Genomic DNA, 14,997 nt, shown 5'->3' on the forward strand with positions numbered 1-14,997 from the left:
CAACCTCAAACGAACAGGCGCGTTGTTAAGTAGAACAGACAGCAATACAGCGCGGTGTTAAACAGAGCCGGATGCCAGACAAAATCATAGATACCAGTCGGAACCAGCACCCGACGCATCAGCCAGAAAATCGCCAGTGACAAAAGTAATTCGAAAAAAATCGGTGGGAAGGACAAACCAAACACCACGATAACGGGAAACAGACTCATGTTGACCTTGGTAACGTAAGAGAGTGCAGATGATAGTTTTTCTAGCGTATGTCACCGCAGAGAAGGGCGAGGATGAGCCAGGCGAGAGCGACATAGCCGTTATTTGAATAATAATATATTAACGTAACTGTTATGCTGTTATCTATATTATGTGATCTAAATCACTTTTAAGTCAGAGTGAACAATGGAACGATTAAAACGTATGTCGGTGTTCGCCAAAGTTGTCGAACTGGGCTCCTTCACCGCCGCCGCAAGACAGCTACAAATGAGCGTTTCATCAATAAGCCAGACGGTCTCCAAACTGGAAGATGAGTTACAGGTCAAGCTGCTAAACCGCAGTACGCGCAGCATTGGGCTAACTGAAGCCGGTAAAATTTATTATCAGGGCTGCCGCCGGATGCTGCACGAAGCACAGGATGTTCACGAGCAACTTTATGCCTTTAACAACACGCCTATCGGTACCCTGCGCATTGGCTGCTCTTCAACTATGGCACAAAATGTCCTCGCCGGGTTGACCGCCACGATGCTGAAAGAGTATCCGGGATTGACGGTAAATCTGGTAACCGGCATTCCGGCCCCGGATTTAATCGCGGATGGTCTGGACGTAGTTATCCGCGTCGGCGCGTTGCAGGACTCCAGCCTGTTTTCACGCCGTTTGGGAGCTATGCCGATGGTTGTCTGCGCCGCGAAAAGCTATCTCGCGCAGTTTGGCACCCCGGAGAAACCCGCCGATCTCAGCAACCACTCGTGGCTGGAATACAGCGTGCGCCCGGATAATGAATTCGAGCTTATCGCTCCGGAGGGCATCTCCACCCGCCTGATCCCAGAGGGGCGCTTCGTGACTAACGATCCGATGACGCTGGTACGCTGGCTGGCCGCAGGCACGGGCATTGCCTATGTACCGCTGATGTGGGTGATCAATGAGATCAATCGTGGCGAAGTGGAGATCCTGCTTCCCCGCTACCAGTCGGATCCGCGTCCGGTCTACGCGCTGTATACCGAAAAAGACAAATTGCCACTCAAGGTGCAGGTAGTGATTAACTATCTGACAGACTATTTTGTCGATGTGGCGAAGCTATTCCAGGGAATGTACGGTCGGGGAAAAGAGAAGTGATGATATGCCCGATAGCGCTAGCGCTTATCGGGCAAAAATACCCTTTAAATTACAGTTTCTCAGGCAGTACCGCCCACGGTCAGGTTATCCACCTTCAGCGTCGGCTGACCCACGCCCACAGGCAGACTCTGTCCTTCTTTACCGCAAACGCCAACTCCGTTATCCAGTCTCAGGTCGTTACCCACCATCGAAATCTGCTGCATCGCTTCGATACCGGAGCCAATTAACGTTGCGCCTTTCACCGGTTTGGTCACTTTACCGTTCTCAATCAGATACGCTTCGGACGTCGAGAATACAAATTTCCCGGAGGTGATATCCACCTGGCCGCCGCCGAAGTTAGGTGCATAAATACCGTATTCAACGGATTCGATGATTTCCTGCGGCGTGGATTTCCCCGGCAGCATATAGGTGTTAGTCATACGCGGCATCGGCAGGTGCGCGTAAGATTCACGGCGACCGTTACCCGTTGGCGCGACTCCCATCAGGCGCGCATTGAGTTTGTCCTGCATATAGCCTTTCAGAATGCCATTTTCGATCAGCACGTTGTACTGACCCGGCGTACCTTCGTCATCGATAGCCACGGAACCACGACGGTCCGCCATTGTGCCGTCATCCACCACGGTACACAATTCTGACGCCACCAGTTCACCCATGTGACCGCTGAATACCGACGTGCCACGGCGGTTAAAGTCACCTTCCAGACCATGACCGACCGCTTCATGCAGCAGAACGCCAGGCCAGCCAGCGCCGAGCACCACCGGCAACGTACCGGCAGGCGCGGCCACCGCAGAGAGGTTAACCAACGCCATGCGTACGGCCTCTTTCGCCCATGCGTCAGCACGGACTTCGCCATCGAGATTGGCAAGGAAATAGTCATAGCCAAAACGCCCGCCGCCACCGCTGGCGCCGCGTTCACGCTTGCCATCCTCTTCAACCTGTACGCTTACCGACAAACGCACCAACGGACGGACGTCAGCGGCCAGCGTACCGTCGGTCGCCGCCACCAGAATCAGTTCATAAACACCGGTCAGACTGGCGGTCACTTCCTGAACGCGCTTGTCTGCGGCACGCGCCACGTTGTCTACGCGGCGCAGAATATCCAGCTTCTCTTCACGGCTCATGCTCTGCAGGGGATCAACTGAGGTATAAAGCGCCTGGTGCTCCACCGCCCCCAGCGTTTTTACTTTGCCATCACCGTTGTCACGCACGATGGTACGAGCGGCATGAGCACTTTGTTCCAGCGCCAGCAGGCTAATCTGGTCTGCATAGGCAAACCCTGTTTTTTCGCCGCTGATGGCTCGCACGCCAACGCCCTGATCGATATTGTAAGAACCATCTTTAATGATGCGGTCTTCTAAAACCCAGGATTCGTGATAGCTCGACTGAAAATAGAGATCGCCGTAATCAAGGCGGCGTTCGGCCAGTTGGCCCAGGATGGCAAACAGATCCTGATGTTTCAGGCCATTCGCCGCTAGCAATTGTTCACTTACCAGGTTCAGACTCATCGTTTTGCTACTCATTAGTTACTGCGGTAGAAGATCTATGTAGTGAGATTGGGGCAATTACTCGCCCCCGTCAAATCATTGCTGGCTTTCTTTGCGCGGCTGACGCAGAACTTCGTTGATCTGTGGCTTATCGATCGGACCAGTGATGCGATAGCGCAGAATCGACACTTTGCTCCACAGCGGTCCCAATACCTTACTGGCAGCAAACACCGCCGCACCAACAATCGGGTTGACGGCAAACGCAGCGGCAACCCCTACGGTGGCAGAAATCTCTGGCGCGACCACCGCTTCCATATTCAACTCCCGGCGTACCAGGTTCACCGAGCCTTTCATCGCAATATCGGCTTCCAGACCGTCCACCAGCGTATCATCAGTATGCATCACGCCATCTTTGATCCACGCCGTGCTGCGAATCGAGTCGAAATAGAAGCCTTCGCTGAAGGTATCGCTGAAATCAAAGCGCAGTTTACGCAGCAACGCATCAAAGCTTAACAGGCGTAACAGTTGTCCCGCATGACCGGTACTGAGTTCTGTAAGCTCACCTTTGCCCAGGCGGGTACGCAAAATGCCATTCAGCGAAGCTAAATCTGGATCCCACGGCGGGTTACGCCAGTGCAGATCGTACTCAACGTTGAACGAAGAGTTGCGAATCGGGGTCGATACGCCAAAGAAGTTGGCCGCGGAGTCAATTTTATTGCCACTCAGTTTACCCTTCAGCGACGTCCGCTCCTTGCCCGGCGCATTCACCCACACGCCGTCGGTGGTCAGTCTGGCAAAACCGGTATCCAACAGGCCGTTACTCAAGGTGAGCGTGTCGCCTTTAATCGCGACATCGGCGTCAATACGACCGTATTTCTGTCCCCACATCCAGCACTCGGCACAGCGTAGTTGAAGATCCGGCCAGCCACGGAAGCTGACGTTGTCGATGGTGGAAAACGGCGAAGCGGGCGTACTATTCGGTGACGGTTTTGCCGCACTTGGGTTGTAATAAAGATACTTAATATTGGCCAGCCACGGCGCGTTATTGCGCATCGCCAGCGTGGCGTTAATTTCGCGGCCCTGCGCCTGCACGGTGGAGCCATTGATTGACGGCTCAGACACAATACTTAAATTATTCCACTGCTGGCCACCCAGGGATAACGCTGGCGTACGTACCGTGATGCGCTGAGGGAAGTTGGCGTTGGTCCCAACGTTATCCGCAGCACCTTTCTGGAACAAAGCCAGCCATTGCGCCCCATCCATAGGGGGAAGATTAAGCTCAATGCCTTGTTGATCGGGTAACGCGGGCACGGTACGGCTTTCCGACGTCCAGATTGCGCGGTCAAGCGTCAGTTTCTGATTCAGCAACCAGCGGCTGTTAAAGTGATTCTTACTGCCCGCGTTGCCGGTCAGATCAAAACTGCGCAGATTGCCGTTGGCCTTAACGTTAACCGGCAACGCCTCACCGGCAGCCTTATTCAGGGGAGAAGGTAAGTGACTACTTACATTCTTCAGGTCGCCTTTTATCTCTATGTCGTAAGTCGGCCCCGCATGATACGGGAGATCGATACCTACCTTGCCATTCCACGCCATGCTGCCGCTTAACGCATCGTTGACCTGCGCCGGTAAAATCCCCATACGGGTTGGCTGCCAGTCACCTTGCAGATTCACGGCTACCTGATAGGCTTTCGCCCCTTCGGTCGTGGAAAAGTCGACGTTCAGCGGTTGATTAAACCAGTTCGCCGTCATCGGCTCGCTCTTTAAATCGCCATTGATAAAGCTGAATTTACCGTTCAAATTCTTCAGCGTGCTGTCGAGCGGTTTAATAAACAGGCTGTTATTACGCAGGTTGACATCACCTTTCGCGGTAACCAGCGAGCCGTCTAGCGGAATATCCAGATGTAAGCGAGCATTCACATCGCCGTCAATCTGCAACTGCTCTAGCGTGGCGCCGAGGGAATCCTTCAGCGGCGTCTCATCAAAATAAGGTCCGACCGCCTTGCCTGGTCCGTTAATATCGGCATCAATCAGCAGTTTTTCTTTGGCATAGTCGGGGATATTGGCCGTCAGATTACTGGCCTTCACGCCGCCCAGATTAACGCTATCCGTCTTCATCCACAGACCGTCGTTAATGAAATTCAGTTCAATATTGAGGTCAGTAAGCGCAGGCCAGTCGGGCTGGAAAGCAAATTTCGCGTTGCGTAGCGGCACCAGGACCTGAAATTGCCCCTCATTATGCAGATACGGGAACAGATGCGGGTTACCGCCATACACCAGCGTGGCGTTATCCGCTTCGCCGCCCTGAATAGCGCCACTGAGGTAGTCAACCAGGTCTTTGCCCATCAGATTTTCCGGGAAGTAGCGCCAGGCTTGGGAGCCGTCGTCGGTGCTGATGCCAGCCAGAATACCTAACCACGGTTCATCTCCAGTGGGTTGCAGATAGCGAAAACCACCGCGCGCACGTACCGCTTTCGCTTTCACATCAATGTTGCGCCCGTCTAACTGAAAGCCTTTCTCATTCTTCAGCCAGCTTAGCGTCGCCACGCCGTTCTCTATTTCCAGCGGTGCGCGGAAAACGGTTTCGTACGGCATTTTAGCTTGCTTCATCGAAGCGGTGAGTGCACCATTTTCAACGCTGCCCGCAAGCGTACCGGAGAAATGCTCAGCCCCCGGTAGCAGCTTCCACTGTTTCCAGGCCAGATTGCTCCACGAGGACTGGAAGCGAGTTTTTTCTGTCGCCTGCAGTGGGATATCCAACGCCAGCACATCTATCTTTCCGCTCGGCTGCGTGGCCCGCCAGATATCACCCAGTGCAGGCGATATCCTGGCCGCCATCGGGCGCAGCCCCTCCAACCCAGCCAATTCCAGGTTACTGGCACGAATGCGTAACTCATCGCTGCGTTTATGATTCTCACCACCGACTTCCTGCTCAGGGACCCAGGCCAGCGTTAATGCCCCGCTCGGCCAGGGTTTATCGTCCATGGTGATACGGGTGTCAGGGATCGAGAATTGCCAGCCCGGTCCTTCATGGGTAATGTGCGCCGTCAGGTTATCGACAGAGAGCGTGTGAGTATGCTCATCACCCAGCCAACTTGCCCCGCCTTTTTTCAGCCAGACATCACCGCCGGAAACGACCCCTTTGCTAATCGTCATCCAGGCTTCCAGGCTGAAACGCGCAGTTTGCAGCGCAACATTATCCTGCATCCATTTACTCAGCCACGGTTTGACGTCGATGTCATCGGCTTGCAGCCAGACCCGACCGTTATTCAACAGCCCGTCATCGTCGCGCAAATCCATACGCACCTGCATAACACCGTGCTGCCCGGTCAGACTGGAGAGACTGACCAGGCCCTCTGCACGATGGCGGTTTTTACCGTTCAGCCAGGTAAGCTGTGGGATCGCCAGTTCTGCACGCTGGCCAGAGAGGGTTAAGAAACTAATCTGGCTGTCACGCAGATCGAAATGATCAAACTGACGCAGAAAGAGATCGCTGAGGTGGCCGGCTTCAATTCCGTCACCGCTTTCACTGTGCTGGATGGGGGTATTGATGCGCAGTTGCAATTGCCAAAAGGTGAGGTCGCGGAACTGCCAGCGCATGTGCAGTAAGCTTTGCCAGACATCCAACGCTAACGTGACGCGCTTTACCGAAAATTCGCCACCGTCTTTTAGCTGCGCATGGATATCGCGCGCTTCAAGCGTAGGACCGAAATTTTGCCAACTTGCGGAAAGCTCACTGGCGGAAACCGGCAGACCGGTGGCGGATTCAATCTTGCCAAGGATGACAGGCCGCCAACTGTCAAGATGAGGTAGCGCCAGGCGCAGCCCACTGACCAGCAGCGCTGCGATGACAACGAATGCGGCTCCAGTGAGCAGTAATATCCCCGGCAATCGCCTCACGCGCCTCTCCTTGTCTACCAAAAAATGTGACTCACAAAACCGTGTTGCCGGATGGCGGCGTGAACGCCTGCTCCCACCTGCAAGGTATCGCCATCAGGCGTTTACCAGGCCAGATTACATCATGACGACGTCGAACTGCTCCTGGTTATACAGCGGTTCAATTTGAACTTTGACCTGCTTGCCGACAAAGATTTCAACTTCCGCCAACGCATGAGACTCCTCCCCCTTCAGGGCTTCAGCCACCGCCGGAGAGGCATATACCAGGAAACGATCGGATTCATATGCATGGTGAACGCGCACAATTTCACGCATGATTTCATAGCACACGGTTTCCACCGTTTTCACCGTGCCGCGCCCATGGCAGGTCGGACACTCGTTGCACAACACATGTTCCACGCTTTCGCGCGTGCGTTTGCGCGTCATCTCTACCAGACCCAGCTGTGAAAAACCGTTGATGCTGGTTTTTACGCGATCCTTGCTCAGAGCCTGCTCCAGAGAGTGCAGCACTCGGCGACGGTGGTCTTCATTATTCATGTCGATAAAATCGATAATAATAATGCCGCCGAGGTTACGCAGACGCAGCTGACGGGCAATAGCCTGCGTTGCTTCAATATTAGTATTAAAGATAGTGTCGTCGAGATTACGATGCCCAACAAACGCGCCGGTATTAATATCGACGGTGGTCATCGCTTCAGTCTGGTCGATAACCAGATAACCACCTGACTTGAGTTCAACTTTACGCTCCAGCGCACGTTGGATTTCATTCTCAACGTCAAACAGATCAAAGATAGGCTGGCGACCGCTGTAATGCTCAAGCTTACTGGTCATTTCAGGCATATATTCAGCCGTGAATTCCATTAACGCTTCGTACGTCAGGCGGGAGTCGACGCGGATCCGATCAAGCTGGGCGTCAGCAAAATCGCGCAACACGCGCTGCGCGAGCGCCAGCTCACCGTACATTTGATAGCGCGTTTGCGGGCGTTTCTTACGTTCCATGACTTTCGTCCAGACACGCTTCAGGTAGGCAGCATCCGAAGCCAGATCTTCTTCGCAGACGCCTTCTGCCGCCGTACGAATAATGAATCCGCCCTGCTCATCGCAGTAATCCGCCACCACTTTTTTCAGGCGTTCGCGTTCAATTTCGCTTTCGATACGTTGGGAAACGCCAACGTGCGACGCCCCCGGCATAAAGACGAGATAACGGGAAGGCAGCGTGATATCCGTGGTAAGACGGGCGCCTTTAGTACCCAACGGATCTTTTACTACCTGCACCATCAGGTCCTGACCCTGGCGCACCAGTTCAGAGATGTCGCGCACGGTGAACTGTTTTTGTTCTTCACCCGCCACGCATTCGGTGTGCGGCATGATGTCCGAAGCGTGAAGAAATGCGGCTTTATCAAGCCCAATATCTACAAAAGCCGCCTGCATACCCGGAAGTACACGACTTACACGACCTTTGTAGATATTGCCTACGATTCCGCGTCGCGCCTCACGTTCAATATGAATTTCCTGCAGAATACCACCATCAATGTAAGCCACCCGTGTTTCCGATGGCGTTACGTTTACCAACAATTCAGCCGTCATGTTTATCCCTTTTATCACGCAGTGCGTTAAAATTGGTCAGCAACTCATACGTTTCTACCAGCGGTAAGCCGACTACGGCGTGATAGCTGCCATTGATCTTCCTGACAAAACAGCCACCCAACCCTTGAATACCGTATGCACCTGCTTTATCCATTGGTTCACCGCTGGCAACATAACCCGCGATGTCCTCATCGGTTAGTGCTCTGAACGTCACTTCCGTCATCACCAGACAGTCCAGACTGTGCTGGCGGTCGGCCAATGCTACGGCGGTCATGACCTGATGCGTTTTGCCCGACAGTTTACGCAGCATTGCAGCGGCATGGTCGGCGTCATGTGGTTTTTCCAGCACCTCGCCATTAAGGATAACAATGGTATCCGCCCCCAATACCGGCAAATCGCGCGCGGCCAGCGCCACGCCAGCCTGCGCTTTTTCGCGCGCCAGACGCGAAACATACTGCTGCGCACTTTCCTGCGGGTGGCGCTGTTCTTCAATTCCAGGAACCAGCCGTTCAAACGTAACACCAAGCTGAGCAAGCAACTCCTGACGACGTGGAGAACCTGAAGCAAGATACAGAGTATTCATATCAACCTTTATTGCACCGCAAACTGCTGACGGACCTTACGCATCAGTAAGAATAGCCATGGCCAAAGCACACCATTCACTACACTACTCCAGAACACTTCGGGTCTGAAAGAGACATTGATCACTAAAAACTCGGCCCAGAAAACAATAATATCCACGACCAGTGATAACAACATGACTACCAGCGCCTGTTGCCAGAGTGCGAGGTTGCGGAATAGCTGGAATTTCAGCGCGACCAGATAAGCAATGATACTCATCGACAGTGCACGCACGCCAAGGGTGGAACCGCTGATGAGATCCAGTATGGCACCCATCACAAATCCTGTGCCTACATTTACGCGATGCGGCAGCGCAAGGATCCAGTACAACAAGATAAGCAGCACCCAGTTCGGCCGGAAAACCAGAATGTCGTCCGGCCAGGGCATGACTTGCAGCAACAGTGCAATAAGGAACGAGAGCCAAATCACCCAACGTCCCTGGCTACGATAGCTTGCCACTTACTGTCCTCCCGGCTTACGCGGAGCAGGCTGTGGCGATGTGGTATCCGCAGGCGCAGGAGTCACGCCTGTTGCAGGAGCTGGCATGGGCGCAGGCGGTCCCATTGCTTCAGGTGCAGGCAGAACTTGCGGCATCATTTGCATCAGACGTTCATTGGCAACACGGTGCACTTCTTCTGGCGTCATCGGATTTGCGCCATTGCGATCGGCGCCCCACAACAGCAGCAGATAGCGCAGACGCTGCAGACCGGCGGTCGGGCGCGCCTGAATCACGGTATATGCGCGCTGCGTGTCCAGCTTAACCGATGAAACGACACCGACCGGATAACCTTCAGGGAAACGTCCGCCCAGGCCCGAGGTAACCAGCACATCGCCAACGCGAATGTCGGTATTGGCCGGCAGATGTTCGAGCTGAAGATCGTCGGTGCAGCCGTTACCCGCAGCGATCACGCGAATATCATTACGCAGGACCTGGATCGGTAGTGCATGCGTCGCGTCGCAAATCAGCAGCACGCGGCTGGTCAGTTTAGCCACAGCAACGACCTGACCCACAACGCCTTTGTCGCTAATAACCGGCTGACCTTCATAGACGCCGTTAACGCTCCCTTTGTCGATCACGACCTGATCGCTGTAAGGGTCATTAACCGTTGAGATGACCTGCGTCACCATCTTTTGTTCGTCCTGACGTAGCGGCGATCCCAGCAGCTCGCGCAATCGCGCGTTCTCCTGTTTATATTGCCCCAACATCAGCAGCTCGCTGTTTTTCAGCAGCAGTTCCTGACGCAACGCCCGGTTTTCAAGTTCGAGTTGATCGCGCGAAGCCAGCGTTTGTGAAACGCCGTCGAGTAATTCACGGGGAGCATTTGAGATAAAGTAGAAAGGACTGACGGCGGTATCCATGTACGTTCGGATTTGACTAAACGTACCCAGGCGGCTGTCGGCAATAATAACGCCGAGCGCCACCAGCACCGCCAGAATAAGGCGAATCTGTAGCGACGGGCCACGGCTAAAAATTGGCTTCATAGTCTATGCGTATTCTCGTATCAGAGCGGAAGGGCAACCCGCGGGCTACCCAGCCTGCATCCGATTACTCTTCGCTGAACAGGTCGCCGCCGTGCATATCGATCATTTCCAGCGTCTTGCCACCACCGCGCGCCACGCAGGTCAGCGGATCTTCAGCAACAACAACTGGAATACCGGTTTCTTCCATTAACAGACGGTCAAGGTTACGCAGCAGCGCGCCACCACCGGTCAGCACCATGCCGCGTTCAGAGATATCAGACGCCAGCTCTGGCGGGCACTGTTCCAGTGCAACCATTACCGCGCTTACGATACCGGTCAGAGGTTCCTGCAGGGCTTCCAGAATCTCGTTGGAGTTCAGGGTAAAGCCGCGTGGAACACCTTCTGCCAGGTTACGACCGCGAACTTCGATCTCGCGGACTTCGTCGCCCGGATAGGCGGAACCGATTTCGTGTTTAATACGTTCTGCGGTGGCTTCACCGATCAAAGAACCGTAGTTACGACGAACATAATTAATGATGGCTTCATCAAAGCGGTCACCACCAATACGAACAGAAGAGGAGTAAACCACGCCGTTCAGGGAGATAACGGCAACTTCAGTCGTACCACCACCGATATCCACAACCATAGAACCGGTTGCTTCAGAAACTGGCAGACCGGCACCGATCGCAGCCGCCATCGGCTCTTCGATCAGAAAGACTTCACGGGCACCAGCGCCCTGTGCGGATTCACGGATCGCACGGCGTTCAACCTGCGTTGCTCCAACCGGTACACACACCAGTACGCGCGGGCTTGGGCGCATGAAGCTATTGCTGTGCACTTGTTTGATAAAGTGCTGGAGCATTTTTTCAGTCACGAAGAAGTCAGCGATAACGCCGTCTTTCATTGGGCGAATTGCAGCAATATTGCCCGGCGTACGACCCAGCATCTGCTTCGCATCATGACCTACTGCAGCCACGCTTTTCGGCGAACCGGCACGATCCTGACGAATGGCCACAACAGAAGGCTCATTCAATACGATGCCTTGTCCTTTTACATAAATAAGGGTATTCGCGGTACCCAGGTCAATGGACAGGTCATTGGAAAACATGCCACGAAATTTTTTCAACATACTAAGGGATAATCCTGAAAGCTGGGGCGGAAAACAAAATCCGCTTACTTTACCAACCACACGCAGCAGCGACAAGGCGCAAAAATCATCTGCTACGGTGAAAATTAGTGCAGTTCGTTTCCTTTGTTACAAAACCGGCCTGAGTCCATCAGGGCTGAATAAATCAGCAGCACTCCTCGCTTTTGTTTGCAACCTGTCAAAGGTCATTCACCTGCATGTTTGCTGTTACAACCTGGCGAGCAGACAAGCACACCCCCAGAAGGCACAGCGCGCGTTATTCTACGTGAAAACAAATTAAACGGCAGGTTAAACCGAGTATCTTTGCGAATATTTTTTCACGTTAGTGTCAAGTGGCTGTGATGCGGCAAAAAAATCCCCTTGCCCACCAGCAACTCCGCGTTCCGTCAGCGTGTGCCACTCACTACGCGAACGAACGCCCGTGGCGTAAACCTGCGTTGGTGTTCCTGAACAGGCCTCTACCAGGCTTTGAACCAGCAGCTGGTTTTCCGTTCGTTTATCAATATTCCTCACCAGGCTTGGATGTAGCTTCAATAACTCAACGTTAAGCTCCTTGATCCAACTGGTACTCACCAGCGTTAGGCCCGCCTGCGTCACAGCGATTCGCACACCCAGCGCCCCCATCAATCTGATGACGGGTTGTAACCGGCTGATATGTTGACAGACATCTGCCTCCGCAAGTTCAATAATTATGCGTTTGCGTAATGATTTTTCGCACTGCATCAGCGTATCACGTAGCCAGCGCTGAAAACGCGGGCGAATGAGTGATTCAACCGTTGTCTGCATCGCCAGACTTTCCTGCGGCCAGTACCCCAACAGCAGGATCAAACGGCTGATTTGCAGACGGTCATACTCTTCAGCCAGGCCAAACTGCAGCACCATCGGCATATATTCCGCCGAAATAACCTCTTCGCTGCCATCAAAAATACGGCACATCAGCTCCCGATGATGTACTCGTCCTTCACGCGTTACCGCAGGCTTTTGATAAATTCTCGGCCCGCCCCGACTGAGCATCTGTTCGATTAGCGTTCGCCAGCGTACGTTGCCCCGACCTTTTTCCGGCAGTGAATCATCATAGACCGACCAGCTGTTCCCACCCTGTAATACCGAATTCCGCGTGGCGGCTTCGGCATGATCCATCACTTGTTCTGTCGACTGCCCGCTGCGACAAACACAAATGCCGATATGAATCATATCGGCACGATCGATCATTTTATTAGCCGGAAGCGCGTCCACCGCTTTTAATAATTGCCCCGCGATGCTTTCCGCCTCTTTCAACGTGCGGTGCGGCAGCAGGATGGCAAAATCGCTACGGTGGTAGCGCGCCAGCAACGCGCCTGGATAGCGCGTCATAAAAGTCGACAATAAATTGATGAGCATTGAAATTTGTTCTTCCGCGAGGGTAATTCCCCAGCTATCGCGCAGCAGCGTAAAGTCTGGAAGGCGCACCATCATCACGACGCCATGCGATCCCACTTTTTCCTGATCTTCAAGTAGCGTTGCCAGTTGGTTATCAAAGAACAAGCGGTTACTCAGCCCGGTTTTTGTATCCTGCGCCACATAGGAACGAATCAGCGTATCGAGGCGACTGCGTTGTTCGCGAGCATTTTGAATCTCGGCCAGGAGCATATCGAGCGCGCTACTGGTACGTGCTGGCCATTCATAGACCGTTCCCCGCACGTTCGGTCCACGTTCACCATTCAGAATGCGCGTTGAACGAATCTCCAGCAGCTCTTGCCCTGAAAGCTGACGCTGAAGCCAGCGCACCGACAAAAAGAGCATAAGTATAATGAAAGCAATCGCCAGCGTGAGCGGTGCGGTGGTCAGCAGCGAATGGAAATAGTTACCCATCGGATCCTGATAAACCAGACGCAGCGACATACCCGGGTTCTTGATCAACGGGACGGTGATATCGCGATAGAGATTATTTGTCCCCGCCGGGCGATAGCTGCTGGTGCGGGAGTGCTCATACACCACGTGCTCGCCCTGCATCAGTTGTATACGCACGATATCAACCGAAACCATCAGTTCATCGATTTGCGGGGTTAACGCAACGACATCGCGGGAGACAAGTTGAGTATCAATCGCCGTCGCCACCCCCTGAACACGGGTGGTGAACTTATATTGAACTGCGTTGTAGAAACTCAGCGAGCAGCCGATGAGAGTTACGAAAATCGTTAACCCAGTAAGCAGCGTGACAAAAGCTGAAAATTTCGTCGTTAATCGCATCCTTGTGTTAACTCCGACAGTTATGAAACAGGTATGAAAGTGATAAAGCGACGCGCAAATGCAAAGCTGAACGCAAAATCCGTCCATTTATACAAACAGTGTGGGCATACTACCAAATCAGGTATATCTGGCAATTTATTGCGCAGAATCGGCATCATGTTTTGATTAGCGAGTATAGTCTTCATAATTAATTTTCCAATCCACCAGACGAATTGAGGACAGGTTATGCAGGCTTTGATCTTAGAACAGCAGGACGGAAAAACCCTCGCATCCGTTCAACCCCTCGACGAAAATCAGCTACCGGAAGGCGATGTGACGGTGGATATCCACTGGTCAAGCCTGAACTACAAAGACGCCCTGGCTATCACTGGCAAGGGTAAAATCATTCGTAATTTTCCGATGATTCCTGGTATCGATTTCGCCGGTACCGTTCGCGCAAGCGAAGATCCCCGTTTTCATGCAGGTCAGGAAGTTTTGCTGACCGGCTGGGGCGTGGGTGAAAATCATTGGGGTGGACTGGCAGAACGCGCACGCGTGAAAGGCGACTGGCTGGTTGCGCTGCCAAAAGGGCTGGACGGACGTAAAGCCATGGTCATCGGTACCGCCGGTTTTACCGCCATGCTGTGCGTCATGGCGCTGGAAGATGCCGGCATCCGCCCGCAAGACGGTGAGATTGTTGTCACCGGCGCCAGTGGCGGCGTGGGCAGCACGGCCATTGCGTTACTGCATAAGCTGGGTTATCAGGTTGCGGCGGTTTCGGGTCGCGAAAGCACCCACGACTACCTGAAAAGCCTGGGCGCTAGCCGTATTCTTGGTCGCGATGAGTTTGCAGAATCACGCCCGCTGGAAAAACAACTGTGGGCTGGTGCAGTTGATACGGTTGGTGACAAAGTCCTGGCGAAAGTACTGGCACAGATGAACTACGGCGGCTGCGTTGCCGCCTGTGGCCTGGCAGGCGGTTTTACTCTGCCGACTACGGTGATGCCGTTCATTCTGCGTAACGTTCGTTTGCAAGGGGTAGACTCAGTGATGACTCCGCCGGAACGGCGTGCACAAGCCTGGGCGCGACTGGTGAAGGATTTGCCGGAATCGTTCTATGCTCAGGCCGCCACGGAAATTACGCTGGCAGATGCACCGAAGTTCGCCGATGCCATCATCAATAACCAGGTGCAAGGCCGTACGCTGGTGAAAGTGAAGTAATAGACCGTGGCGCAGAAATTTACACTTAATTAACCAAATTTCACGGCATAT

The 14,997-nt window shown here is 53.6% G+C and carries 11 protein-coding genes; 2 read left to right on the forward strand and 9 right to left on the reverse strand.

Annotated elements, in window-relative coordinates; translation table 11 throughout:
* Nucleotides 1-5 precede the first annotated feature (5 nt).
* Nucleotides 6-209, reverse strand: a complete 204-nt coding sequence (gene aaeX, locus OGY15_RS05835) for a p-hydroxybenzoic acid efflux pump operon protein AaeX (protein WP_286538745.1) — start codon at nucleotides 207-209, stop codon at nucleotides 6-8.
* 184 nt (nucleotides 210-393) lie between these two features.
* Here aaeX and aaeR point away from each other — a divergent pair, with 184 nt between their 5' ends.
* The gene (gene aaeR, locus OGY15_RS05840) at nucleotides 394-1,323 is read left to right on the forward strand and encodes an HTH-type transcriptional activator AaeR (RefSeq protein WP_210905444.1); all 930 of its coding nucleotides are present in this window, start codon (nucleotides 394-396) and stop codon (nucleotides 1,321-1,323) included.
* 59 nt (nucleotides 1,324-1,382) lie between these two features.
* Here the strand turns inward: aaeR and tldD are convergent, their stop codons facing one another.
* The 8 genes from tldD to csrD all read right to left on the reverse strand — a co-directional run bounded on the left by tldD (nucleotide 1,383) and on the right by csrD (nucleotide 13,746).
* Complete coding sequence (gene tldD, locus OGY15_RS05845) at nucleotides 1,383-2,828, reverse strand: metalloprotease TldD (RefSeq protein WP_151224448.1); 1,446 nt, start codon at nucleotides 2,826-2,828, stop codon at nucleotides 1,383-1,385.
* Nucleotides 2,829-2,903: 75 nt separating this feature from the next.
* On the reverse strand, nucleotides 2,904-6,704 hold the full coding sequence (gene yhdP, locus OGY15_RS05850) for an AsmA2 domain-containing protein YhdP (RefSeq protein WP_151217890.1): 3,801 nt from the start codon (nucleotides 6,702-6,704) through the stop codon (nucleotides 2,904-2,906).
* A gap of 114 nt (nucleotides 6,705-6,818) precedes the next feature.
* Nucleotides 6,819-8,288: a ribonuclease G gene (rng, locus tag OGY15_RS05855; protein ID WP_187253338.1), complete on the reverse strand. Its 1,470-nt coding sequence runs from the start codon at nucleotides 8,286-8,288 to the stop codon at nucleotides 6,819-6,821.
* A complete protein-coding gene (locus tag OGY15_RS05860) occupies nucleotides 8,278-8,871 on the reverse strand; it encodes a Maf family protein (RefSeq protein WP_151217891.1) in 594 nt (197 codons plus the stop codon). The genes rng and OGY15_RS05860 overlap by 11 nt, the downstream gene beginning before the upstream one ends.
* An 8-nt stretch (nucleotides 8,872-8,879) precedes the next feature.
* Complete coding sequence (gene mreD, locus OGY15_RS05865) at nucleotides 8,880-9,368, reverse strand: rod shape-determining protein MreD (RefSeq protein WP_151217892.1); 489 nt, start codon at nucleotides 9,366-9,368, stop codon at nucleotides 8,880-8,882.
* Complete coding sequence (gene mreC / locus OGY15_RS05870) at nucleotides 9,369-10,391, reverse strand: rod shape-determining protein MreC (RefSeq protein WP_151217893.1); 1,023 nt, start codon at nucleotides 10,389-10,391, stop codon at nucleotides 9,369-9,371.
* 64 nt (nucleotides 10,392-10,455) lie between these two features.
* Complete coding sequence (gene mreB / locus OGY15_RS05875) at nucleotides 10,456-11,499, reverse strand: rod shape-determining protein MreB (RefSeq protein WP_069117737.1); 1,044 nt, start codon at nucleotides 11,497-11,499, stop codon at nucleotides 10,456-10,458.
* A 306-nt stretch (nucleotides 11,500-11,805) separates the two neighbouring features.
* Entirely contained in the window at nucleotides 11,806-13,746 is a 1,941-nt protein-coding gene (gene csrD, locus OGY15_RS05880) for an RNase E specificity factor CsrD (RefSeq protein WP_151224438.1), read from the reverse strand.
* A 225-nt stretch (nucleotides 13,747-13,971) separates the two neighbouring features.
* Here csrD and acuI point away from each other — a divergent pair, with 225 nt between their 5' ends.
* Nucleotides 13,972-14,946 carry an acrylyl-CoA reductase (NADPH) gene (gene acuI / locus OGY15_RS05885; RefSeq protein WP_151217894.1) on the forward strand — a complete coding sequence of 325 codons (975 nt, stop codon included), beginning with the start codon at nucleotides 13,972-13,974 and terminating at the stop codon, nucleotides 14,944-14,946.
* Nucleotides 14,947-14,997: the final 51 nt, after the last annotated feature.

It is taken from the genome of Citrobacter sp. Cu231 (genome assembly GCF_030332265.1).
Lineage (GTDB): Bacteria > Pseudomonadota > Gammaproteobacteria > Enterobacterales > Enterobacteriaceae > Citrobacter > Citrobacter meridianamericanus.